General features: G+C 36.7%; 2 protein-coding genes. Both read right to left on the minus strand.

Features of this window, described 5'->3' with window-relative positions; translation table 11 throughout:
* Positions 1 to 422: 422 nt before the first annotated feature.
* Entirely contained in the window at positions 423 to 5,069 is a 4,647-nt protein-coding gene (locus tag Q0779_RS23490) for a hypothetical protein (protein ID WP_298776675.1), read from the minus strand.
* Positions 5,070 to 5,348: 279 nt separating this feature from the next.
* On the minus strand, positions 5,349 to 5,819 hold a 471-nt coding region (locus tag Q0779_RS23495), incomplete at its 5' end, for a hypothetical protein (RefSeq protein WP_298776677.1).

Below are 5,819 nucleotides of genomic sequence, written 5' to 3' on the forward strand. Positions count from 1 at the left end.
TCATCACCATAGTAACAATCACACTCGAGACAATAAAACGAGATATCACAGATTCAGGATTAAACATCACTTCCCCTTACAGCACATAAAGTACTCGGCACAACGCAAAGAAATAGAAGTTTAAGTATATTAATTAAATTTAATTAATCATTAGTTAATGTGTAACAAGATAATTAAAATCAATAAATTGTTTTATATAGATAAAAATGATAATTAAAATGCTTTATATATCAGAGTATCAATTAGAGATTATGTTTATCGCAATTGGCCATTTATTTTGAAGGGCGTTTAGAGAACGTGCTGGATATTTAGATTATATCGTTGACACAGAATATTGAACGCCCTCGCCCTCTTCCCTCGTTTTAGTTTAAGATAAGCTAAAACCATGGCTTTCAGCTTATCTTTTCATGCTAAATATCATGCTATTTTTCGCACTCATATTTATGATCGCTGCCATCTCCGCCCTCACATGTGTCAGTTCCTTCTCCGCCATAAATATGATCGCCACCACTTTGTCCCTTGATGGTGTCATCTCCCGCATCACCATAAAGGTAATCCCCGCTCGAGCCGCCTTTTATAGTGTCATTACCATCGCCACCATGGATTTCATCGTTATCATCGCCACCATCTAACCAATCATCGCCATCTCCTCCATAAATCGTATCATCGCCATGACCACCTGAGATTGTGTCATTGCCTGAGTCTTCCAGAATATCTTCTTTCATCCTCAAAGTATCGATATCCTCCCCTGTAAATTCACCAGCAGATCCACCGTAAATCAAATCGCTACCTCCATTACCCTTTATGTCATCATCGCCCTTGCCACCTTCGATATAATCCCAGTCATCCCCCCCTTCAATAGTATCCTTCCCATCATCACCAAAGATGTAATCATGACCACTCCCACCATAAATCTTATCCTTTCCAGAACCACCATAAATCAGATCGCCACCGCTATTTCCTTTTAGCGTATCATCCCCATCTTCACCATCAATCAGATCTGCGCCATCTCCTCCTTCAATATAATCATTGCCGTCCCCCCCACAAATAACGTCTGTCCCACCTTTTCCATAAATTTCATCATCACCTCCAAATCCCATAATGACATCTTTATCACCAGTACCTGTTAACTTATCATTTCCAGGTGTTCCCCAAATTGTTGGTTTTTCTCCATGACATAAATCTTGAATTAAAGGATCGGTTTTAGTGATATTAACTTCATCCCAATCGGGTATACCGTCACGGTCAGTATCACTGTTTATTGGGCTTGTTTTGTAAATAAGCACTTCTTCGCTATCAGTCAGTCCATCACCATCTTTATCTGCATTACTGTCATTTGGATCGGTTAAATACATGAAAACCTCTATATTATCGGGTATTCCATCCCCATCCGTATCACTATTAGCCGGATCTGTTCCATATACATTCAATTCATCGGCATCCAAAAGCCCATCGCCATCGCTATCTTCACAGACATCGCCTAACGTTGAGCCAGCACTGTCTTTTTGATCGGGATTAAACACGTAAATACAATTATCATTGGCATCGGCAATACCATCACCATCACTATCATCAGGGTCAAATCGCTTTCTTTCAAAAGTCCAATCGATAGAGCCTGAACCATTCACTTCGTTGAGAATAATATGCAACCTTTGGGTTGTATTATCATAATGTAATAAATTCACCTTCATGCTAGGATTGGTCGTCACAGAATTCGATAGATTCGATACTGTTTTCGTCAGTTGAACAGTCTCTCCCAATGCTAAATTAAGATTTTTTCCAGAATAAGAAAGACCAAAATTGAAATAATTAAAATCAATGAAAGTAAAGTTATCAATACCGCCACTAATGATAGTATTATAAAAGTTTTCATTAAGGACTAAAATAGGGTATCCATCAACAGTGGATATTTCTGGAACAATGGAAAATACAATAGGAGGAGTAAAATAAGATTGTTCTGCATTAACATCTATTGTGCTAATAGCACAATTACTGCATTTGTAAAAGTAATGGTTGAAACTTAACTCTCGAATTTTATTCCATGAACTTTTAACAGAATAAGGATCAATACTAATTGGATTACTGATATATTCATCTGGAAAATTAAATTTGTATTCTATTAATTTTTTCTTTCCTCCTTCCATGAGTGCAATCCCTTCCAATAGACAGTAAGGTGTATCGATACTATAAACTTCTGGCTCTGGTTCCTCCGGGTTCATATATCCTGTTGTACTCCAATTCACTGCCAGTGATGATTTAAAAAACTGAATAAACTCCAATTTATCACCTGAGCTAAGTAAGTCTTTTTTACCGGTTGATTTATTATAAATATTAGAAACACTTGAAACATTAACTAATGGGGTTTTATTTAAAGTGTACCTTTTTTCTTCACTTAACTTGTCGTTATCCCCTAAAGAAGGATAAGCAGTTACTTCAAAATCCTGACTGTTTTTATTAACATTATATTCTAATGCACTCACTTTTATATTTTCAGGAGATGGGCAGTATATATAAGTTGTGTTTTCTGTAGAACTCGATGCATTTATATTAATTTGACTATCATGATAAACCTGAAAACTGTATGCTGATTTATTATTAACGGCCTCATATCCATCATCATAATTTAATGAATAAAAGCCTGAGTTCATTGATAATGTTTCATAGCGCTTCGTAAATAATTCTACTTGTTGCCCAGGAGCGATGACCATCTGACTTGAATACACAGGATAATCACTATTATTATTAATAACCACCGAATACAGTATTTCATTATAGGTAGACATTGCATCCACCCCTATTCTATATAAATCAAAATGTTGTTCTTCGTTTATATGCCCAAGAATGACATCACCCACAATGCCAGAATTAGCTAACCAAAACAGAGAAGTATCAAATATATTATTTTCTTCTTCCAACGAGTACCAATTTGGGTTGATTTTCGACCAGTCATTATTAATTGCACTGTATATTCGAATATTGTCTGCAATACCTAATGCCACTTTATCGGCAATAATAGCAATGTCACTATCGAGATTGTCAAAGTCTTGCGCAGGTTTAATGCTGGACTGGTATATTTCATTGCCATCATAATCAATTTTATAAATATCCACACCTTGAGTATTCATTACCGCAATTGCTTCACCCGTATCTGTCGATACCGCAAACTTTGAACCTAACACATTAAACTCCCCTTTATTCCAAGAATTCGTATTACTGTCATAAAGGTATTTTTGTATATAGCCAACTGTATTAGCAACATACAACATATTAGGATAATAATTTAAAAACGCTAATCCACGGCTTTCAGAGCCTGTATCAACCTCAACATCAACTTGGCTTGATAATACCCATGCACCAGAACTAGAATCCACCTCATAAATAGCAATACTGTCTGACTGCGCCAGTGCAAGACGTTCACCATAATCACTGATTGCAAGTGCCTCTAAATACACCTGTCCTTCTTGCAACAAAATTTCTTCAACGACAGGCTCTGTTGCCAAAGGAGAGCTTATCGTAAATAATTGCGCAGCACCCTGCGAGTTAACGACTAATACTGCCCATAAATCCCCCTGGTTCGTTTTGACAATAGAAACAGTATTGGCATCGATATCCGTTTCTAACATCATACTCGATACCTCTGTAATATCTTCTCCATTATCTAAATAAAAATGAACATCCACATTAGGACTATCCGCTATCCACTCCAACCGACTGAGAATGGTTCCTTGACCCCATACATAATTACTGGCTGCTGTGATATGTGATTTATTGCCATTGACTTCGATACGCTCAGTTACCCCCAAATGATTATGCCAAGCCGTATTCGTATCAAAGAGGCTGGGATCAGGTATTGTCAACCAACTTATAGGCAAGCCTATTTCTTGATTATCGGGCCCAATCACTTGCAACATGAGCTCTATCGACCGCCAACCAGACCAAGCACCTAAAGACATTAAATAAGTTTGGCCAGCTTCTAAGTATTGTGATTGTCCCCATACCGTTTGATAATCATTACTGCAATTAATGCCCGTAAAACTATAGAGTTGATAAGGCAAATGTTCCATATCATAATATGCCCCTTCAGTTTCACCTAAACGCGTGTGTACGAGTCCCATCCAAACATATTGAGTATAATTCTTATACCCATATATTAATGAATCAGAACAATTGGTTGCATTATCATCAAAACCATAAGTTTTTTTATTCTCTAATGCCCATGCATCTTCATTTAATAATTGCATCGTTTGCCCGTGTACATCTTCTATCGATAAATTCATGCCTCCAGCCGATCGTCGTCCAAAAGTATAATTACCTGACACAGGTACATTCAAAAAAGCATAGCCTTTTATCCAATACGCATTGGTAAAAGGATAATTAATTAAAGAAGGCCCTGTTAATGTCCAGTCATAATCAAAAACAGTACTACTTCCTGGATACTGAACTAAATTATCAACACTGGGCTGTATTTTGCTATTATAAAAATTATCCCTTGCAATCATATCAGGGTAATCGAGTTTCATTTTCATTGAATAATAATGCGTATGAGTTTCCCTTCCAGAAAAAGGATTTTCACTATCATCAAATACCATTGAATCAAAAGTGTTATCTTTTATCTCTTCAATATCCATAGACAGTCTTTGAGTATAATCATCAGGAATAATAGATGGGTAGGAGTTTAATAAATCAGCAATATCATCGCCCAGTTCTTTATCAGATAAATACAATAGGAATTCATCGGTTTCACTTCGATCTCCCTTATCAACATCACTTCTGTCGTATATTTTAGTTAACTGTGCTAATGCCGTATCACTCGCTTCAGGCAACATACTGTAAACTGAAAATATCATGCCTTGTTTATGAGTATCATTATTGAGTGATGTTGTTGACATTGCCATCATACTTTGAGTCGCTGGATTAACATCAATATGAATGGTGTCTTGAACATCAATATCTTCATTGGTTAACCCACCATTAATATAAACGCTCACTTGATAATCACACCCTTCAGATACCCCATCAGGTAACGGCCATTCATTTTCGATTGTCCAGCCAGATTCAAATGATGCCAAACTACAATCAGTATCTATAGGCGAAACTATATAATAATAACTCATTGCGTTTTTATTATTCGCTTCAATTAACTCATTTGCTAAAGTTATATTACCTATTAAAGATATAACCATAATAAAAAACATATAAAAACATCTACTTAAAAATATCATAATCATTCTCAAACAATGTTGATTAACGGGTTAATTTAAAACCCATAAAATGAATAAAACACAAACAGTTCCATAAGAATTTAATAGAGTCATTATAATGATATAATGACTCTACATATTCCTTAGTTAAATGCCGTAATTGCCCATACTGCTGTATCTTGAAGTCGTCGAGTTTTGCCTGCTCATATTAGGCGTGGTTAATTGTGAATTATAGCGAGAACTTCTCCAATCCCGAGTAGAAAAACGCGCCCGAGTATTATTATCAATAAAATTTTGCCAATTATTAAGTTGACGATTTACCCTAGCTCGATAACGATATTTATCCACGCCTTTACGCACTCCTCGACCCACACCATAGCCTACAAAAGCCCCCAGTGCCGTGTAACCTGCTGCAATACCAAACTTGGTGAGCAAACTTTTCCAGCTATGATCCCCATTTGAGTAGCTGATCGCGACCACTATGCCTCCTGCTATAATTGGCGTAATAAGTAAACCAATCACCACCGCTGCAACAATACCGACAGCAAAAACCCCTAACACAACTCCCACTAACGCCCCCGCAATAAACGCCCACATGTAAGGGTTTTTCACATTCCA

This window comes from uncultured Shewanella sp., assembly GCF_947491715.1.
Taxonomy (GTDB): Bacteria; Pseudomonadota; Gammaproteobacteria; order Enterobacterales; family Shewanellaceae; genus Shewanella.